Origin of the sequence: Segetibacter koreensis DSM 18137 (assembly GCF_000374045.1) — a bacterium.
Classification (GTDB): domain Bacteria; phylum Bacteroidota; class Bacteroidia; order Chitinophagales; family Chitinophagaceae; genus Segetibacter; species Segetibacter koreensis.
The window spans coordinates 44,409-61,543 of sequence record NZ_KB893381.1 but is presented as its reverse complement, the minus strand read 5'-3'; the positions used below and the strand labels follow the sequence as shown (position 1 = coordinate 61,543).

Sequence of the window (17,135 nt, the reverse complement as noted above, 5' to 3'; positions counted from 1 at the left end):
TAAGAATGGAAAGATTGTTTTTGAGAAATGATCGTGAAACAAAAGAAATTTTAACTATGAAAGAAAAGCAGTTTGGTTTTGGGATAATAGGAGCCGGGGTAATTTCAAACATTCATGCTATGGCTATCAGTGCAATAGACAATGCAAGGTTGATTGGGGTGTATAGTATTAATAAAAGCAAATCGAATGCGTTTGCAGATAAAAATAATTGCACTGCTTATAATACTTTGGATGAAATGCTGAATGTTTCTGAAATAGATATCGTTTGTATTTGTACTCCATCAGGTATACATCTTGAGCCGGCAATTAAATGTATTGAAGCCGGAAAGCATTGTCTTATTGAAAAACCATTAGAGGTGACTCTTGAGAAATGCGATAGAATAATTGATGCCGCTTATAAAGCAGGCGTAAAAATTGGCGTTATTTTCCCTTCCCGTTTTTATGAAGCGAGTAAACAGATAAAAAAATCTATAGATGAAAAAAGATTCGGCGATTTGGTATTAGGCGATGCTTATGTAAAGTGGCACAGAAGTCCCGAATATTATAAATCGTCTGCATGGCGGGGTACATGGGAATTCGATGGTGGCGGTGCGCTGATGAACCAGGGTATTCATTCGGTTGACTTATTACAATGGTATATGGGCTCTGTTGAATCGGTTCAATCTGTTACTGCCAATATCCGACACAAAGAAATTGAAGTTGAAGATACAGTAGTGTCTACTTTAAAATTCACTAATGGAGCATTAGGGACAATTGAATGTTCTACAGCTGTTTTTCCAGGCGCGTTAAAACGTATTGAAATAATGGGCACCGCAGGAACAGCCATCCTGGAGGAAAGTGGTTTAACAAAATGGCAATTTGAAAAAAAGACCAGCGAAGATGAAATGATAATGAATTCAATGTTAGGAGCAAGTATTTCACATGGCGGTGTTTCCAATCCTGCAGACATCAGCTTTACAGGCCATCAAAGACAAATAGAAGATATGCTGCATTCTCTTAAAACAGGAGACAAGCCTTTAGTAGATGGAATTGAGGGTCGTAAATCAGTTGAAATTGTACTGGCCATTTATGAAAGCGCCCGTACCGGAAAGATGGTTAGACTGCCAACATTTAAATAGTTCAAAATAAATCAGTTTTTATCAAATATATTAAATTACAATTTCAGGTAATGAGCCCGATAAAAGAATTAACAGCAAATAAATTGAAAGTTAGAATTTATGAAACGAGGTTACAAATGGGGGCTGATGCGGCTAAAGACGCATGCAAAAAAATAAAAGAATTATTATTGAAGCAGGGATTTGTTAATATCATTTTTGCTGCTGCTCCTTCTCAAAATGAATTTCTAGCTTCTCTGGCACAAGAGGAAGGTGTAGATTGGAGTAGGGTAAATGCTTTTCATATGGATGAATATGTGGGTTTAGAAAGAAATGCTCCACAAAGATTCGCTCGATTTTTAAAAGAAAAAATATTTAGTAAAGTGTCTTTTAATGAAGTGCATTATATAAATGGAAGTGCAGATGATACTGGCATGGAATGTCGGCGGTATTCGAATTTATTAAAACAATATCCTGCAGACATTGTCTGCATAGGTATTGGTGAGAATACTCACATTGCATTCAATGATCCTCATACTGCCGATTTTAATGATCCGCTTGTAGTAAAAGAGGTTACCCTCGACACGGTTTCGCGTGAGCAACAGGTACATGATGGGTGTTTTGCAACAATTGAAGATGTACCAACTTCTGCAATCACACTGACTGTTCCTGCATTATTTAGCGCAGAAAGTATTTATTGTATAGTACCTGGAAATAAAAAGGCAGATGCAGTTTATCATACCCTGAATAGTGAGGTGAAGGCGCATTATCCCTCAACAGTACTTCGAAAACATAGTAATGCTACACTTTATTTGGATCAAGATAGTGCCAAAAATTTATAGAGATTAAAAATTTATTCAACTGCATCAGGTCACGAACAATGTCGATTTTTATGCGCTCAAACGACTTTTCAGATTGCTCAGGTATTGGAAAAGGCGGCAACCAAATAGATATACCTGTAATATTTTAAAGAGTGTTATAAAAGCAGTTTAAATTGAATAAAGCAAAAGATTGGAATTATGTATTTTTTTATCATCTTAAAAACATTGTTTTGAATACTAAAAATTCGTTTGTATTATTTTTTTTAGTAATTGTATTAATTACCAGTTGCCAAAGCGGGGCTAATAAAAGCCCTGCTATTTCTTTTGATAAATACAAAATTGCAGATGGTTTTGAAATACAGTTAGCCGCTTCTGAACCACTGATTGAAGCTCCTGTAGCTATGGATTTCGACAATAAGGGTAGAATGTGGGTAGTTGAAATGAGAGGATTTATGCCTAATCTTGCTGGAACAGGGGAAGATCAGCCAAACGGGAGGATTAGTATTCTTGATCGGTTAGATAAAGATGGAAGAGCCGAGCATGCTAAGGTGTTTTTGGATAGTTTAGTGCTCCCCCGGGCGATAGCACTTGCTTATGGCGGCGTGTTGTACGCAGCACCTCCCAACTTGTGGTTTGTCGAAATAAATAATGACAAACCGGGTAAAAGGACCCTTGTTGATTCGATATATACGGACGAATATTCAAATCCGGAAAATCAAGCTAACGGCCTGCTTATGGGTATTGATAATTGGATATATAGTGCATATTCAACATCCCGTTATCAGCTTAAAGATGGGAAGTGGATGAAGGAGCCTACTTCCTTTCGGGGGCAATATGGTATCACAAAAGATAATTTCGGCCGGCTTTATTACAATTACAACGAGATACAAATCGCGGGTGATTATGTTTTGCCAAATACCGTTATAAGTAATCCATATTACAAACCAAAAGAAGCAATCAATAAATTATTGACAGAGAACCAAAGGGTGTACCCTTTACATCCTACAACGGTAAATCGCGGTTATGTAGAAGGAATACTTAATAAAGACAGTGTGCTTGTTAACTTTACTGCAGCCTGTGGACCTTTAATTTATTCCGGAGACCAATTTCCCAATAATTACAGTCAAAACGCTTTTGTTTGTGATCCGGAAGGAAATCTAATCAAACGTGATATACTTACTTTTGAAAGCCTTAAAACGACAGCCACTCAAGCCTGGAATGACCGGGAATTTATTGCTTCAACAGATGAAGGCTTTCGTCCTGTAAATTTACGGAATGCACCAGATGGCGCCATGTATGTAGTAGACATGCATCGCGGTACTATGCAACACAGGGTATCTGCAACGCCATATTATCGTAATGGGATAGCCCACAAAAAACTCGATACCCTTTTAAGTGCCGGACGAATATTAAGAATAAAAAATAAAGATAAAGAGCTTGGAAAAATTCCAGATCTGATTAATGCATCAGCTACTGATTTGGTTTCAATGTTAAAAAGCAATAATGGCTGGGTTAGAGACAGGGCACAACAATTATTGATTTATAAGCAACAGAGAGTAGTAATTCCTGAATTAGAAAAATTGGTACAAGATAGTAAAGATGCAGTTCCTGCGATACATGCTTTGCATACATTGGAGGGACTAAACGCACTGTCTTTTGAATTTCTTAAAAAAATAGCGGCTAATGGTTCCTCAATGCTTTCGGCGCATGCCCTGGTGCTGTTGCAAAAGTATAATACGAGTAATCATGTGAAGCCAATGCAGGAATTGGCCACTCATTTAATGTCGGGGAATGATACCACTGTCAACCTTTATCTGGCGATTTCTTTAGGTCCCTGGGCTGATACTTCACGCGACATGTTTTTACCAATACTTGTAAAATTATCTAACACTTATCCAGCGAATGCTGTTTTTCAGGAAGCGGTCATAAGTAGTTTAAAGGGACTCGAAGAGGATTTTCAAGCACTAACTCTTAAGTCAAAAGACAATAAAGGATCAGATGAAGTAATAAATAAGTTGTTGAATGAAGCCATTAAGAATAAGCAGGAGGGGAAGAAGAATTCAATTTTCGTACAGAAAAAAATCCCCATGCCGGGACTTCAAAAAGGCCTTGTGATTTTTCGTAACACCTGTGCCGGTTGCCATGGCGCAGATGGAGAGGGCATTAAGTATGTTGCTCCGCCGCTGAATGGCTCTGAATTTGTGGCTGGAAGTACAGATAGATTAGGAATGATTATTTTGAATGGTTTAGAAGGTCCCCTTCATGTAAATGGGCAACTTTATAAGTTCAACGGTGCCATGCCTAACTTCGGAAACAATTTCACAGATGAAGAAATAGCAGGTATTATTGATTATTTACACAATTCATTTGTTGCTGCCAGCCCCAAGCTTTCCTTTGGCCGCAAACCCGTTAAAGCAGAAGAAATAAAAAATCTTAGAAATAATAAATCAGGTATTTTGAAGGAAAAGGATTTGCTTGAAATGGCCGATTTAAAAAATTAAGCAATTCTACCCAGTAATGTCAAAGGTTTTAGAGTTTTCTTGAAGGATATCCACCTTGATAATTTTATTGATTTTAATCGTTGAAATTTTATTGTAAACAATGGTTTATCTAATTTGAAAAAATATGAAAAAAAACTTACCTCGTCGTCAATTTATCCGCACTGCAACTGCTGCAGGAATTGGAGCTGCTCTTTTAGAAAGCTTTCCTAAACTGTATGCAAAAAATAATGCTCGAAATGAAGGAAGAGTTGGAATTATTGGGCTTGACACGTCTCACAGTGTTGCTTTTACAAAATCCTTAAACGGTACGGAAGCAGCACCCGAATTTAAGGGCTATAAAGTAGTGGCAGCATATCCTAAAGGCAGCAACGATATAGAATCGTCTGTTAAGAGAATTCCGGGATACATTGAAGAAGTAAAAAAGCTGGGTGTAGAGATTGTAGGCTCTGTGGAAGAATTGCTGAAAAAAGTAGATTTTGTTCTATTGGAAACGAATGATGGACGCCCTCATTTGGAACAGGCCATGAAGGTGATAAAAGCCGGTAAGCCTATGTTTATTGATAAACCTGTAGCCGCATCTTTGACCGATGTGATTTCAATTTATGATGCAGCAAAACAACACAATGTTCCGATATTTTCTTCTTCCTCTCTTAGATATATGGAAAGCGTGCAGGACGTGGTCAAAGGAAAAGTTGGAACTGTATTAGGAGCTGATACCTTTAGTCCGGCTACGATCGAAAAGACTCACCCTGATTTTTTCTGGTATGGCATTCATGGTATTGAAATATTATTTTCAGTAATGGGGCCAGGTTGTAAAGAAGTGAGGCGTGTAAGTACTAATGACACAGACATAGTTGCGGGAACCTGGAATGACGGTAGAGTGGGTACATTCAGGGGAACTCGTACTGGCACCCACGATTATGGCGGCACCGTCTACGGAGCCAAAGGGAATATCTGCCTCGGACCCTTTAAAGATTATGATGCTTTACTAGTTCAAATTGTTGAGTTTTTTAAAACAGGCAGAGCTCCGGTAAGACCGGAAGATACCGTGGAAATATACGCTTTTATGGAAGCTGCAGACGAAAGTAAGCGAACAAACGGAGCCGTTGCGAACATGCAAGGTATTTGGACGAATGCGGCAAAACAAGCTGAAAAAAAGCTGAAAGATTTTATTTAAGTTTTGGGCGAAGGTTTAAATACCGGTATTAGTATGCAAAATCCTTTATTCATGCTAATATTTCCCTGACAATAAGAAACATATGATTTTAAGATTATTACCTATCCTTTTTTTTATAGTCATTTTCCGTTCTTTTTTTCTTTGCTTGACTGTTGTAGACAACGTTTAATAAGAACATTATCAAACATTTAAGTGCATTTTTTTTGGGCATCTTTTTTCAGTATGTAACCGTGTAATTTTTCCTAAAACTTTTTGGGGATGATTTTGTTAAGGAACAAAACTGTTTGTTGAAATTAGACAAACTGTTGTAGCCGCACTTGTAACCGATTTCAGCTACAGACTTGTCAGTTTCTACCAGTAATTGTTTGGCTTTGCCAATTCTGATTTCATTTACAAATTGTGTAAATGTTTTTTGAGTTCTCTTTTTAAAATAATGGCAAAAAGCGCTTGCGCTCATGTGCAATAGGGCCGCTATTTCTGCTATATCTAAAGGATCACTGATGTTATTGTAAACATAATTATAAATCTTATTCATTCTTGTGCAATCTTCTTTGTTAGAATACTGTTTAAAGTCGCTACTGGAAAGGTAATAACAGTCTCTAGAGTTTGCAATGATGTCAAGTATTGCAAGTAAAAGCAAGGTTTTTTCAAACGTTTTCAGCGACAGTATTCTTATTAATTTTTCCTTTACCAATTCCCTCGTCGGGTTCTTTATACAAATTCCCCTGTTACTGTTGCTTAGTAAATTGTTTATATGAGCTGCTCCTATTGTTTCGAAAAAATTTTCACCAAGAAAATATCTTTCAAATTGTACAACAATAGCATGAGAATAGCTGTTATTAGAAATGTTATTCCCATTGCTCCAAAAATGGGGGAGGTTTTCTCCCACCAAAACCAAATCTCCAGCTTCAAAATTTTCAATACTATCTCCGATAAATCTTTTTCCTGAGCTTTCTAAAATCAATGTAAGCTCAAGTTCAGGATGAAAGTGAAGTGGAGCAGAAAATTTTTTCGCTTTTACCTCACTGACAAGAAGAGGCTCTCCGGGCAGAGCAATAAGCTTTTCGAAATGAACTTTCATTTACTAAATTCTTCTTTTTGAACAAAAATTTAAATTAACGATATTATTATTTCAATAGAGTAGAAGTATTTGCAAATTAGAGGTTTAAATCAATTTGTTTTGCGAATATTTTTGCTTCAATGAAAGACCATCACTTCGTTATTAGTTAGCAAAATGATGTGTTCAATCTCGGATAAAAAGAATTAGTAAGCTCTTTTTATGCAAAAATTCCACTGAATACTAGCCTTACTACAATTAGAAACTCCCAGCCACCAATCAGTGTCGCTTGAACGCAGGGAAAAAATAATTGTACCCCCCAATTTTGTCCTTATGACTAGCAGTATTAAATAACAAAAAGAACAATTAGGTCTAATATAAAAGAAAAAAAGAACAGCGGAAACACTTCCTGCCTTTTGGGAATCAATGTCAAACTAATGTAGAGTCAATTTATCTATTGTTTAAACCAAAAAACATGTCTATGAGATTATCTAAAATTTACTTAACCTGGCGGTCGCGAAGGGATTTATTAAAAGCACTTTCGCTTGTCAATTTTACAATTATTCTTTTATGCGCTATTTGTGTTAATGCAAGTGCTAAGGCATTACCTCCAGCCGCAATAGGCGGAAAAGTAACCAATGAGAAAGGTGAGCCACTGCAAGGAGTGTCTGTATTAATAGCTGGCACTAAAAAAGGAACTATCACCGATAATGACGGGCGATTTGCATTAAATGTTTCCAATGCAGAAAATATAGTTCTCGACGTTTCTATTGTAGGATTTCAAAAGAAAACAGTGAATGTCGGCAAGAAAACTGAAATCAGTATTACTTTAGAAAAGGTAGCTGCCGGATTAGATGAAGTGGTTGTAGTCGGTTATGGAACGCAGAAAAAAGTTAACCTGACCGGTGCAGTATCAACCGTTAAATTCGAGGGAGCTTTAGAAAACCGTCCGATTACAAATGCATCTCAGGCTCTTGGTGGTGCAGTTCCCGGTATCTGGGTCAGCCAGAACTCCGGCTCTCCGGGAAGTGATGCTGCTCAAATAATGGTAAGAGGTTGGGGTACCCTTAATAACGCAAATCCATTAGTACTTATCGATGGTGTTGAAGGTTCAATGAATGAAATAAACCCTAATGATATTCAAAACATAACAGTTTTAAAAGATGCGGCAAGTTCTGCCATCTATGGATCAAAGGCAGCAAATGGTGTTGTACTGATAACCCTTAAATCAGGAAGATTCAATGGGGCAACGCAAGTAAACCTATCAAGTTATGTAGGGGTGCAATCACTTGGAAGAAGATATGACATTATTGACAACAGTGTTGAATACATGAATTTATGGAACCAGGCGCTTGTAAACCAGGGAGGAAGTAAATTGTTCCCCGACGATGTGATAAATAATTTTAAGAACAATAACGATCCATATAAATATCCCAATACAAACTTTTTTAAAGAAGTATTCAAGACCGCTCCCATTACTGGTCACAATCTATCTTTAAGAGGTGGTTCGGAAAAAACGAGGTACTTCATGTCGTTTAACTATTTGAACCAGGATGGTATTATGCAGAACACAAGTTCACAACGATATGGCTTAACGGTTAACGTGGATTCTAAAGTCAAAGACTGGCTCACTATTGGAGGCCGGATAAATGGCATAAAAAAGTTTTCAGAAGAGCCTTTTGATTTTGGTCGCATATTATACATTTTTGCTAATGGAGCTTATCCGTTTACAGCACCATATACCCGCGATGGTCGTTATGGTTCAGTGCAGGCCATTAATAGTAATGGGGATATTATTGTTGGAAACAGAAATCCGTTAATTGAGACGGCAAATGGAAAAAGGCAGGCGGAGAATAATTTTTTAAAAATGAATGCATTTGCAGACGTTAGGTTTGCAGATTTTTTGACTTTGAAAACCAGTTTTTCTACTCAGTACAATAACAATTTAGGGGATAGATATAATCAATTAATATCAGGATTTACTGATGCCGGTGTCGAAGGTAAAAATCTTGATTACCAAACTCAGCTACAGGCAATAAGAACTAATGTTCAAAGTACTTATAACGTTTTATATTCCACGCTCAATTTCAATAAAAAGCTGGGACATGTACATGACGTATCCGCAGTTGCAGGTATGCAGGTGGAAAACTCAATAATCAAAAATTCTCTTTCACAAAAGACAGATCCTCCAAAAGAAGGATTGACGCAGGTAGATGCCGGGACCTCAGGTATTGTGGCAGCTGGTAATATGAACGCCTTGCGTGGCATCTCTTATTTTGGCCGTGCTAACTATACTCTGTCTAATAAATATTTATTCGAAGTAAATTTTCGTGCAGATGGATCATCCCGTTTTAAGCAAGGTTACCGATGGGGATATTTTCCTGCTTTTTCCGCTGGCTGGAGACTTGGTGAAGAGAGGTTTATTAAGGATTTGAATGTCTTCTCGAATATGAAACTCCGTGCTTCATGGGGAAAGTTAGGAAACCAGAATATCAATCAATACTGGCCCTACTTAACTGTCGTTAATCAAACCAATGCTTTAAGCTATAATTACGGAGGAACATTTGCCCCGGGAGCTGCAGTAACCAGTTTGGTCGAAGACCGAATTAGCTGGGAAACGGCAGTAACTTCCGATATAGGTGTCGAATTCGGAGTTTTAAATGATAAATTATCAGTAGAAGCTGACTATTTTAGAAAAACAACGAAGGGGATTATTGTACAGTTACCAATTCCCCTGGTTTTAGGAGGAATGGAGGCTCCGCTTGAAAATGTTGGTGAGATGACCAATAACGGTATGGAATTCTCCATTAATTACTCAAATACTGTCAAGGACAGGAATAAGTTTGGGTTTAACGTGGGAGGTAACCTGACTTATATTGTGAATGAGGTAACAAAGTTTAGAAAAAACTCTCCTGATCAATTGTATCTGATTCGTGAGGGATATTCTTACAGGGAATTATATGGATTAAAGGCAGTAGGAATTTATCAGTCTGACAAGGAGGCGAAGGACCATTTGTTTGCAAATGGCTACATACCACACGCAGGCGATATTAAATTTGAGGACGTAAATAAGGATGGAAAAATAGGATTTGAAGATAAATCAAGTTTAGGAAATACTATACCGAAATTCACTTTTGGTTTCAATACAAATTTATCTTACAAGGGATTTGATCTGGCTATTCTATTACAGGGTATAGCCGGTGCTAGTGTTTACACACAAAATGCCTGGACTCAGCCGTTTGGTATCTCTGGAGGAACAGTAACAAAAAGATGGAAAAATGCCTGGACGACGACAAATACGCAAGCTGATATTCCCAGTATAAAAATTAATGACACCTGGAACGGTCAGGCTTCTTCTTTTTGGGTTTCTGATATTTCATTTGTTAAATTAAAAAACATACAGTTAGGATATAATCTTCCTACCAGTGTTATTAAAAAAATAGGAGTACCCAAACTTTATATCTATTTAAACGCGCAGAATGTGGGCTCTCTAGTAAATAAGGGTTACGAAGGTTTTGACCCCGAAAGAAATACTTTCGATTCAGGAGAAAATTTTTATCCAATTCCGAAAATATTTTCTTTCGGAGTTAATCTCAATTTATAATATTATCAAAATGAAAAAAAATCTAATATACAGTTTAATTGCTTTATCACTGCTAACATCCTTTGGTTGCAGTAAGGAATATTTGAATGTTCTTCCTGAAGACCGGATAACTACAGCTACCTTTTGGGAAACTGAAAATGATGTAAACCTGGCTTTAAATGGTATATATAGTATCTTAAGACAGCGGGGTGTTTATGGTTCCGGCCCCACCCTCGATGCGTGCACCCCGGACGCGTATCAATGGGCGCATTGGAATGGTAAGGAAAAACAGATTGGAAACGGTTCTATTACTCCGGGAGACGATGGATTAATAATTGACCGATGGACGAGTTGTTATCAAATTATCAGCCGGTCAAATTATTTTCTCGCTAATTATGGAAAGGTGAGTAGCCTCAGTAATGACGCAAAAGCAACTTTTTCAGGAGAAGTTCATTTTTTACGTGGAATTGCATACGCTCTTCTGGCGGAAACATACGGTGGAGTTCCTATTATTAACTCAGTTATTGGGGTAGATGAAGCCAGAAAAGTTACACGATCTACACGGGAGGAAACGTGGAATCAGGCTATTGCAGATTATGACACTGCAATTGCAAGTCTTCAAGTGGATGCTCCCGAGGTAGGCAGAGCTACAAAAGGAGCAGCGTTAGGTTTAAAAATGAGAGCATATCTATATCAAAACAAGTATGCAGAAGTTTTAAATGTGATCAACGAAATAGAGGCTTTAAATAAGTATTCACTTTTTCCAAGTTATAATGGTCTTTTTCAACTTGAAAATGAAAATAGCCAGGAGGTGATGTTTGATATACAATACATTGGTGGTCAGTTACAACAGGGAAACTTTTTTGCGTGGCTTGCATTGCCTCAAAACAGTTCATCGGGAGCAAGTGATCCTGCCCCCACTCAACATATTGTTGATGCTTATGAAATGGTTGATGGATCTGCTGTTGATCCAAGCAATCCTTACCAGGGACGTGATCCTCGTCTGGATTTTACAATTTTGCGTCCAGGTGCACTATTCGAAGGAAAAGTGTATCCTACTGAAATTAAAAATCATACAGGTCAAAGGGTCGGTTTTGGCTTACGGAAAAATGTAGGAGAAAATGTGCCTATCACAACTGCACGCATGTCTCCGCTCAATTTTATTGTTTTGCGTTATGCTGATGTTTTATTAGCTAAGGCAGAAGCGCTCATTGAAACAAATCAAAATATTGATGAAGCTATTTCACTTATAAACAGAATTAGAACCGAGCGAAAAGATGTCAGAATTACTCTTCTCCCTACAGGGTTATCTCAGGTTGTAGCGCGTGAAAAACTCAGGCACGAGCGTAGGATAGAATTTTTTGGAGAAGGAATTAACTGGGCTGATATCAAGCGCTGGAATATTGGCCCTGCTATTTATCCTGTTGAGGTACATGCCGCAGATGCAAGTTTGATAGAGACAAAGTTTCCGGGAGGATATAAGGAGAAGGATAACTTATTACCTATTCCCGACAATGAACGTGCGGCAAATCCAAATTTAGAACAGAATCCAGGGTGGTAATTTTTAAAATGGTAAATAATAACAACATGAAAAGAAGAATGTTTGTAAAAAATGCAAGTGTAATATCGGCGGCAACAATTTTAAAACCACGAATTGTTTTTGGAACAAAAGCTAATTCTGCAATTCGAATGGGTATTATCGGGTGTGGAGGCCGGGGAACGTCTGTTATTTCAACAATGTCGAAAAATACTAACATCAACATTATTGCAATGGCGGATCTTTTTGATTACCAGTTGCAAAGCGGCCTGGTTAAATATAATGATCTGAATAAAGCCAAAGGACTTCCCGAAATACAAACATCTAACATGTACCAGGGTTCAAAAGCTTACCTGAAATTACTGGAGAATAAAGACGTAGATGCGGTATTAATATCGTCACCCTGCTATACTCATCCCGAATTTATGAAAGCAGCTCTTGCAGCCGGAAAGCATGTTTATTGTGAAAAGCCGGTTGCAATGGACGTCGATGGATGCAGGCAAGTTGAACAGTTGGGTAAAAGTTTAAATGGAAAATTAAGTGTGGCAATTGGATTTGAAATTAGGTATGCTACCCCTTATGTCGAAATGATCAACAGAATCCACAATGGGGATATAGGAGATATAATAAGTGCCGATTTATACTATTTCTCATCTGCAGTTCCTCTTAAGCCTTATAAAGGGGTACCAAACGATGAAGCCCGTATTAGAAATCACTTCCATTTTTACGAATTATCCGGAGGAATATTAGTTGACCAGGGAATTCATATGCTGGATATTTCAAACTGGGCCCTTAAAGCTCATCCTGTTGAAGCAATGGGTACAGGGGGAATAAAAGGCTCACTTGAGTTTGGCAATGCATGGACCAACTACCAGGCGTTGTATAAATATCCTAATGACGTAAATATGAGCATTCATTCGACACAGGTAGGACCTGCTTTTGGCGATGTTTGTGCCCGGTTTATAGGAACAAAAGGAATTGCCGAGGCTCATTATAACAGGGGAGTATATATAACCGGTGAAAATAAATGGGATTCGGGTGTAGTAAAAGGTGAAGCTACCCCTGAACAAGTTGCTACAGGCGCTTTTTTGTCATCACTACATGATGCAGATGACAACAAAGTGAAATCTTTTATCAAAAGTATTGAAACAGGAAATCACTTAAATGAAACTCAACAAGGATCTGAATCAACACTTACGGCAATTTTAGGAAGAAATGCTGCTCAGACACATAAAAAGATTACATGGGATGAAATGCGTTCATCAAATCAAAAAATAGATCCGAAGTTGAGTCTATCGCAATTCGATAAAAAATAGCTCATTAGATGTAAACAAAAATTATTTTAGTCACATAAGCAAAAATTATAAATAAAAAATGACAGCGACAAACCGCAGGAGCTTTCTTCTTTCTACAGCATTAGCTTCAGGTTTACCAATATTAAAAGGTCTCGCAAATACCGCAGAAAAAAGAGATGAGCAGGCTTTGAAAAATATTTCGCTTGGTGTGATATCAGGAGCCAATAACCCGGAAGAAGAATTGAAGGTGGTAAGAGACTTAGGCTTCCCAACTTGCCAGTTAAATATTAAGGATTATTCCCCTGAATTAGCAAAACGTTTAACAGCTACGCTTGAAAATTATAAGCTTTCAGCCACTACATTGATTTGCATGGGGCCTGGTACTTACACCTGGGACTTAGTGGATGGCCCTTCAACCATTGGTCTTATTCCGCGAGAAACAAGGGTACCTCGTATAGAAAGGTTAAAACAGGGAATTGATTTTTGTAAAGCCGCTGGTATTCCTGCTGTTCATGCCCATTTTGGTTTTATTCCGGAAAACCCTAAAGATGCACTTTATACTGAGTTTATAGGTATTATGAAGCCTATATGCGAGTATGCTTTAAAAAAAGGCATAGATGTGTACTTTGAAACAGGGCAGGAAACACCTGTCACCCTTCTTCGAGCTTTGGAAGACATCGGTACCGGTAACCTGTTTGTAAATTATGATACGGCTAATCTTGTACTATATGGAAAAGCAAATCCACTAGATGGACTGAAAGTGCTAGGCAAGTATGTAAGATCTTTTCATGCAAAAGATGGATTATATCCTACGAATCCCAATGAACTGGGAAAGGAAGTGCTTATACCAAAAGGAGAAGTTAATTTCCCGGCCATCATTTCCTTTTTGAAAAAGATGAATTTTAAAGGAAATATTACAATTGAATGTGAACTTTCCGGAGACAATAAAGACTACATTGTAAACACAAAAAGGTACTTGGAAAAGCTAATTTCTGCATGATTTAACTCCTTTGCAATAGTGGAATTGATAGCCATAAAGCTCTTTATAACTAGTGGGAGAGGTGCGGGAAGAAAGTAGCCAGGTAAATATTTTTCAAAGTATTTTTAGTACTCAACTTCAACAAATGATGCCTCCACAATCAGTTTAATAATTAATAAAACATTATACTATGTTAACAACGGAAAAAGCTAAAGATTTATCCGGATATCATAAGCCGATCTCCAATTTCTTTAAGCAACCCTCTAGCCCCCAAGAATGGGAACAATATAAGCTCACCGATGAGCAGGTAAATTTTTTTCATGAAAACGGATATTTGTCTAATATCAAAATGCTGGAAGAATGGCAGGTAGATAAACTGAACGATGAACTTGCTGCCATTACAGACCCCGAACACGCTGGCAATCACCTATTCTATGAATTTCATTCCAATGAATCTGCTGATACCAATACCACCCTCTTTCATGCCTTGGGAGCATGGCGGGTTACAGAAGGTTTTCACGATGTGTTATGGAATCCTGCATTTGTGATGGCGGCAAGCCAATTATTGGGAGATAAGGGCGTTCGTTTTTGGCACGACCAGCTTTTCTGCAAACCGGCACATCATGGAGGTGTAGTAGCATGGCACCAGGATTACTCTTATTGGACACGCACCACCCCAATGCAACACCTTACCTGCTGGACAGCATTGGATGACGCCAGCACCGAGAATGGCTGCCTGTACTATGTACCTAAAAGCCACCAATGGGGGTTGCTAGATAAGCCTGAACTGGCCGGTAATATGGAAGGTTTGTTGGATTATTTGACCGAAGAGCAAAAGGCGAAATTTAAACCTGTACCTATAGAGTTGAAAAAAGGATATGCAACCTTTCATCACCCTCTTATGGTACATGGGTCATATGAAAACAAATCAAATCGCTCCCGCCGCGCTTTTGTTTTGAATGTATTTGCTGATGGTACTTTGTCTGATACAAATAATGAACTTCTGCAAGGAGTGCCAGTGGTGGACAAAGGAGAAAAAATGGAAGGACAGTTCTTTCCTTTACTTTTTCAACCCTTTTCAGAACATGCGAAAATTTAAAAGTTTTTGAATCAGCATCAAAAATCTTGAAAGGAATAGAAATAGTAAGGATGATTAAGAAGGGACAACTTACTTTTCCTGAAATTATTTATTTCAAAACATCCTGTTGATGCTTAATTTAAAGAATTGAAGTTGATAAGGCAATTAATAATAAGATTTATCCAAAAGCGCTAAAAGTGGTTATCTTGTCTGATAAATGTTGGGTTTATATTGAAGCGGCTAAAAAAGGTAAGTCAAAAACAGACACATTATTCTTAAAGTTAAAAATAACTATACATATGAAAGATAATCGAAGAGATTTTTTAAAGTTGACAGGTCTTGCCGGTCTTGGCGTCGCGAGTGGTATTATGAATGGTTTTGCTAACGAAACGGAAAAATACCCGGTTCTGTCGGAATATGAGAAATTTGGTGATCAGCAGTTCAACATGTGTGGGTATGCTGCTCCTAAAATAGATACGGTAAGGGTAGGATTTATCGGTCTCGGTCAACGAGGGCCAAGTCATTTAAATAATATGACAAAACTAGGCGGGGTATCAATTGTGGGATTGTGTGACCTTCGCGAAGACCATGTGCTTAAAGCTCAGAAGCAGGTTGACAATTCAGCGCATAAACCCACTCTCTACTCTGGCAACAAAGATGCATGGAAAAAGCTGTGCGATCGTAAAGATGTTGACCTTATATATATTGCTACACCCTGGGCTCTGCACGTTCCTATGGCTGTATACGCAATGGAGCAAGGAAAGCATGTAGCAATTGAAGTTCCTGCAGCAAAAACAATGGATGAATGCTGGCAGTTAGTTAAAACATCTGAGCGTACAAAAAAACACTGTATGATGCTTGAAAACTGCTGCTATGATTTCTTTGAGCTAATGACTCTTAACATGGCCAGACAAGGTTTTTTTGGAGATATAGTTCACGCTGAGGGAGCATATATTCATTACCTTCTTGATGAAAACTTTGATAAAAACGCATATTGGGATATGTGGCGCCTTAAAGAAAATATTGGAAGAAATGGAAATCTCTATCCAACGCATGGTCTTGGTCCCGTTTGTCAGGTGATGAATATTAACAGGGGTGATAAACTTGATTATCTGGTGTCAATGTCGGGCAACGATTTTATGATGGGAGAAAAAGCAAAAGAGCTTGCTGCCAAAGATGATTTTTACAAGGCATATGTAAATAAACCGTATAGGGGTAATATGAATACTACTGTTATACGTACCAATAAAGGCAGAACCATCATGATTCAACATGATGTAACATCTCCCAATGTTTACTCAAGGATACACAAGATCAGCGGAACTAAGGGGTCTGCGTTAAAATATCCCTTACCTGGTAAAATAGCTATGGGACACGAGAAATGGCTTTCTGAGGAGGAAATGAAATCGATGGAGGAAAAATACCAACCTGCAATTGTGAAAAAGGTAGGGGAAATGGCGAAACAGGTAGGTGGCCATGGAGGAATGGATTTTCTTATGGATTGGCGGCTGATTGATTGCCTTCGTAATGGTTTACCTCTTGATCAGGATGTGTATGATGCCGCCCTATGGAGTGCTATTGCACCTTTGAGCGAAAAATCTGTAGCTAATCGCTCGACGTCTGTTGATATACCCGATTTTACAAAAGGAGCATGGAAGCAAAATATGCCGGTTGATATATTGCTCGAACGGGGTGGAACAACAACGGTTAAAATATGATTGGTGGTTCTTTTTGGTGATGAGGTCTTTGTAATGAAAAGGCTTATCGGCAAGAGGATTTGAAAGTTGATAAAAATAAGAACGTGAAATATCGAGATTTAGAAGAATTACAATTGTCAGCCTTGATGCAATTTTGTTCTCAGCTATCAATTGTTGGTGGATATTAAAAACTTTTGCTTTCACACGCAATTGGTAAAACCAGCATTAAAAATTGAGGGCTAAAAAATAGATTTTGAATACTTTCCTAGCCTGAAATAGAAGGTGAGTGAGACTAAATGCTTGGAGACAAATTACC

The 17,135-nt window shown here is 38.0% G+C and carries 11 protein-coding genes; 10 read left to right on the top strand and 1 reads right to left on the bottom strand.

All coding sequences use genetic code 11. From position 1 onward, the window contains the following. Positions 1–5: 5 nt before the first annotated feature. From B154_RS0124245 to B154_RS0124230, 4 genes are all read left to right on the top strand, one after another. Positions 6–1,118, top strand: a complete 1,113-nt coding sequence (locus tag B154_RS0124245) for a Gfo/Idh/MocA family protein (protein ID WP_018616953.1) — start codon at positions 6–8, stop codon at positions 1,116–1,118. 50 nt (positions 1,119–1,168) lie between these two features. Next, on the top strand, positions 1,169–1,936 hold the full coding sequence (locus B154_RS0124240) for a glucosamine-6-phosphate deaminase (RefSeq protein WP_018616952.1): 768 nt from the start codon (positions 1,169–1,171) through the stop codon (positions 1,934–1,936). Positions 1,937–2,145: 209 nt separating this feature from the next. Next, positions 2,146–4,416, top strand: a complete 2,271-nt coding sequence (locus B154_RS0124235) for a DUF7133 domain-containing protein (RefSeq protein WP_026260405.1) — start codon at positions 2,146–2,148, stop codon at positions 4,414–4,416. Positions 4,417–4,540: 124 nt separating this feature from the next. Further along, positions 4,541–5,593 (top strand): Gfo/Idh/MocA family protein, encoded by a 1,053-nt coding sequence (locus B154_RS0124230; RefSeq protein ID WP_018616950.1) that lies wholly within the window; start codon positions 4,541–4,543, stop codon positions 5,591–5,593. A gap of 217 nt (positions 5,594–5,810) precedes the next feature. Here the strand turns inward: B154_RS0124230 and B154_RS29670 are convergent, their stop codons facing one another. Next, positions 5,811–6,674: an AraC family transcriptional regulator gene (locus B154_RS29670; protein WP_018616948.1), complete on the bottom strand. Its 864-nt coding sequence runs from the start codon at positions 6,672–6,674 to the stop codon at positions 5,811–5,813. A 457-nt stretch (positions 6,675–7,131) separates the two neighbouring features. On the opposite strand from B154_RS29670, the gene B154_RS0124215 reads away from it, so the two are divergent. The 6 genes from B154_RS0124215 to B154_RS0124190 all read left to right on the top strand — a co-directional run bounded on the left by B154_RS0124215 (position 7,132) and on the right by B154_RS0124190 (position 16,840). Continuing rightward, positions 7,132–10,254, top strand: coding sequence for a SusC/RagA family TonB-linked outer membrane protein (locus B154_RS0124215; RefSeq protein WP_169337700.1), 3,123 nt, complete (start codon positions 7,132–7,134; stop codon positions 10,252–10,254). 10 nt (positions 10,255–10,264) lie between these two features. Beyond that, positions 10,265–11,794, top strand: a complete 1,530-nt coding sequence (locus B154_RS0124210) for a RagB/SusD family nutrient uptake outer membrane protein (RefSeq protein ID WP_018616946.1) — start codon at positions 10,265–10,267, stop codon at positions 11,792–11,794. 26 nt (positions 11,795–11,820) lie between these two features. After that, positions 11,821–13,086: a Gfo/Idh/MocA family protein gene (locus B154_RS0124205; protein ID WP_018616945.1), complete on the top strand. Its 1,266-nt coding sequence runs from the start codon at positions 11,821–11,823 to the stop codon at positions 13,084–13,086. Positions 13,087–13,144: 58 nt separating this feature from the next. Continuing rightward, on the top strand, positions 13,145–14,065 hold the full coding sequence (locus B154_RS0124200; RefSeq protein WP_018616944.1) for a sugar phosphate isomerase/epimerase family protein: 921 nt from the start codon (positions 13,145–13,147) through the stop codon (positions 14,063–14,065). A gap of 169 nt (positions 14,066–14,234) precedes the next feature. Next, complete coding sequence (locus tag B154_RS0124195) at positions 14,235–15,143, top strand: phytanoyl-CoA dioxygenase family protein (protein WP_018616943.1); 909 nt, start codon at positions 14,235–14,237, stop codon at positions 15,141–15,143. Positions 15,144–15,421: 278 nt separating this feature from the next. Further along, on the top strand, positions 15,422–16,840 hold the full coding sequence (locus B154_RS0124190) for a Gfo/Idh/MocA family protein (RefSeq protein ID WP_026260404.1): 1,419 nt from the start codon (positions 15,422–15,424) through the stop codon (positions 16,838–16,840). The last annotated feature ends 295 nt before the right edge of the window (positions 16,841–17,135 follow it).

What these genes read in the sequence shown, in the direction of transcription:
- B154_RS0124245 (WP_018616953.1), top strand. Translation starts at nt 6, where the DNA reads ATGGAAAGATTGTTTTTGAGAAATGATCGTGAAACAAAAGAAATTTTA.
- B154_RS0124240 (WP_018616952.1), top strand. Translation starts at nt 1,169, where the DNA reads ATGAGCCCGATAAAAGAATTAACAGCAAATAAATTGAAAGTTAGAATT.
- B154_RS0124230 (WP_018616950.1), top strand. Translation starts at nt 4,541, where the DNA reads ATGAAAAAAAACTTACCTCGTCGTCAATTTATCCGCACTGCAACTGCT.
- B154_RS29670 (WP_018616948.1), bottom strand. Translation starts at nt 6,674, where the DNA reads ATGAAAGTTCATTTCGAAAAGCTTATTGCTCTGCCCGGAGAGCCTCTT.
- B154_RS0124215 (WP_169337700.1), top strand. Translation starts at nt 7,132, where the DNA reads ATGAGATTATCTAAAATTTACTTAACCTGGCGGTCGCGAAGGGATTTA.
- B154_RS0124210 (WP_018616946.1), top strand. Translation starts at nt 10,265, where the DNA reads ATGAAAAAAAATCTAATATACAGTTTAATTGCTTTATCACTGCTAACA.
- B154_RS0124205 (WP_018616945.1), top strand. Translation starts at nt 11,821, where the DNA reads ATGAAAAGAAGAATGTTTGTAAAAAATGCAAGTGTAATATCGGCGGCA.
- B154_RS0124200 (WP_018616944.1), top strand. Translation starts at nt 13,145, where the DNA reads ATGACAGCGACAAACCGCAGGAGCTTTCTTCTTTCTACAGCATTAGCT.
- B154_RS0124195 (WP_018616943.1), top strand. Translation starts at nt 14,235, where the DNA reads ATGTTAACAACGGAAAAAGCTAAAGATTTATCCGGATATCATAAGCCG.
- B154_RS0124190 (WP_026260404.1), top strand. Translation starts at nt 15,422, where the DNA reads ATGAAAGATAATCGAAGAGATTTTTTAAAGTTGACAGGTCTTGCCGGT.